Origin of the sequence: Asticcacaulis biprosthecium C19, from assembly GCF_000204015.1 — a bacterium.
Classification (GTDB): Bacteria; Pseudomonadota; Alphaproteobacteria; order Caulobacterales; family Caulobacteraceae; genus Asticcacaulis; species Asticcacaulis biprosthecius.
This window is the reverse complement of the sequence record NZ_GL883077.1, coordinates 2,045,674-2,048,033: the sequence shown is the minus strand read 5'-3', so window position 1 is coordinate 2,048,033 and position 2,360 is coordinate 2,045,674. Positions and strand designations below refer to the sequence as shown.

Annotated in this window: 1 protein-coding gene; it reads right to left on the bottom strand. The window is 58.4% G+C overall.

Going from position 1 to position 2,360, the window contains the following annotated elements:
- Positions 1-20 precede the first annotated feature (20 nt).
- Positions 21-2,198: an ABC transporter permease gene (locus ABI_RS09545; RefSeq protein WP_374188344.1), complete on the bottom strand. Its 2,178-nt coding sequence runs from the start codon at positions 2,196-2,198 to the stop codon at positions 21-23.
- Positions 2,199-2,360: the final 162 nt, after the last annotated feature.

Here is a 2,360-nt window from a genome sequence, read left to right as displayed (position 1 = left end):
AGCGCAGGATGGCTAGGGCATTATTCATGGCGCAGCGCCCTGCCCGGCGTGGCGCCGGCAGCGGTGAAGGAAAGACCGGCGACGGTCAGGACGGCGATCGTAACAGAGATGCCTGACCCGGCAAGGAAGAACCAGAGACTTAAGGGCACGCGGTCGTCGAACTGTTTCAACCAGCGGTCCAGCACGACGTACGCCACCGGCCAGGCGATCAGATTGGCCAGCAGCACGGGCTTAAGGAATTGGAACAGCAGCAGTCGAACAACGGACCAGCGGGTCGCACCCATGGCTTTGCGAATGCCGATTTCGGCCGTGCGGGCGGACGTGCTGAATGCAGCAAGACCGTAGAGGCCGATTATGCAGATGAGACCGACGACGAGGGCTCCGCCGGTAAGAAGTTTCACGAGGCGCTGGTCCTCGAGGTAGTAAACGCCGAAGGCTTCTTCTCCTGAACGAAACGCCAGCGGAATTTCCCATCTTTTTGCGCGCCAGACGGCTTCCAGCCGCGCCCTGATTACCTCCTCAGACTCCCCATCAAACCGTATTACGGTATCATAAAATATGTGAGTCTCCGGCTCCATCTGATACATGGCCGCGGCGATAGGTCTGGAGGGGGCATCTATACGGAAATCCGGTAGCACACCGACAATCCGGAAATGACTTCCTTCGAAATCCAGACTGTGACCGAGCGCTTCCGACGGGGAGGAGAAGCCGAAGGTTTCGATCAGACGCCGGTTGACGACAACGTTGATCGTCCTGGCCTCCGGATACGCCGGAGGCGGCGCCATGTCAGCAATTGTGAGGCTGCGTCCCACTAGTGGGCGCAGGCCCAGGGTCTCCAAGTGGTCCTTGCCGACATCGAACACATTCACCCTGGCCACGACGTCCCTTTTGTCTGAACGCGTCATGTCTGGTAATCCAGATGGACGGAAGTACTCACCCGGCGACACGCCGCTGGATACCGATACGACGCCGGGTACCTTTCGCCAGTCCGCCATCAGATCCGAAATTTTTGTCTCATCCAACATCCTGGATGTCAGGGAGACCGTCAGCAGCAATCCGCTGCGTGAAAAGCCGATATCCGAGGTTTGCATATGCCTGAGTTGGGAACCGAGCCCAAACACTACTGTCAGCAGGCAACTCACGACGGTGAATTGCACAAAGACGAGGGTATATCGCGCAGCGCATTCCAACCGGCCCGCCAGTGATACATAGACTGGGGCCAGCGCTCGGATCGCGTCGATCTTGACCAGGCGCTGCGCGGGATACAGAGCGGCCACGCCGGCTCCGAGGATCACGCAAGATAATATTGCCGCCAGCAGGAAAGCATCACCTGCGTAATCCAGAGCCAATTGCATGCCTATCGCCGAATTGATGACAGGCAGGGTCAGTTCAGCGAGGCTCAATCCCAGCAACCAAACTACACCGCATATTAGAGCTGCCTCGGCAAGAAGGTGGCCTAGCAGTACCATACGACCGGCACCAAAAGCTTTTCGAACAGCTATCTCCCTTATCCGGGTGGTAGCCTGCGCGATGGTGAGGTTGATGTAGTTTAGCAGGGCGACGGAAAAAGCCAGGCCGCCCAGAGTCAAAGCGGCCGCCACTGTAGCGGCGACTTTTCGATCAGCGAGGTGCGCTCCGGCCCAGCCATTCACGCGGACCTGCACGTATTTGTGCCGCGGCAGGTTACCTGGAAGGTATTCCTCTTGGCTGAAACGACCGCTACTGTCGACAATTGCGTCGAGTTGCGCATCGAGCGCCTTCGCTGCCTGCGGGGAAGACAACCTGAAAAAGGTCTGGTGTTCCCGACGCCCCCATTCACTCCAGTTCGGCTCATAAAGAGCCATACGGTCCGGCGTCAGGCGTCGCACGATATTGAACGGGATGGAACTGTTGGCTGGTGGAGTGCGGAAGACGGCGCCCACCCGGTACGACCTTGCCTGCGACAAGTCCTTTGGCAGATAAGGCACCTGGTACCCTGTGTCCCTGTGAACCAAATTGCGTCCAACGACGTCCAGCCGCCCGAAATGCTTCAGTGCGACGGCTTCGCTGATTGCGATCTGGCCGGGTGAAAGAGCCGATTCCCGGTCACCAGTGATCACTTCGAGATCGAAAACCCGAAAAAAATCCCCGTCCACTAAGAACTCAGGTACCTCGGCAATACGCCCGCGATAGTTGAGATAGACGTAGTTTGTGACCACCCGGGTTCCGATCAGGCCGGCCTGGCGCATCCGGATGAGGTCGAAAGCTGCGCCCGAAGTGTTGCCACGAAGTTGGGATCTGGAGGACGCCAGGTCGGTCGTGATCCTGTAAATCGCTCCGGCGCCCGGCAACCATCGGTCATAGGTCAATTCATACCGGAG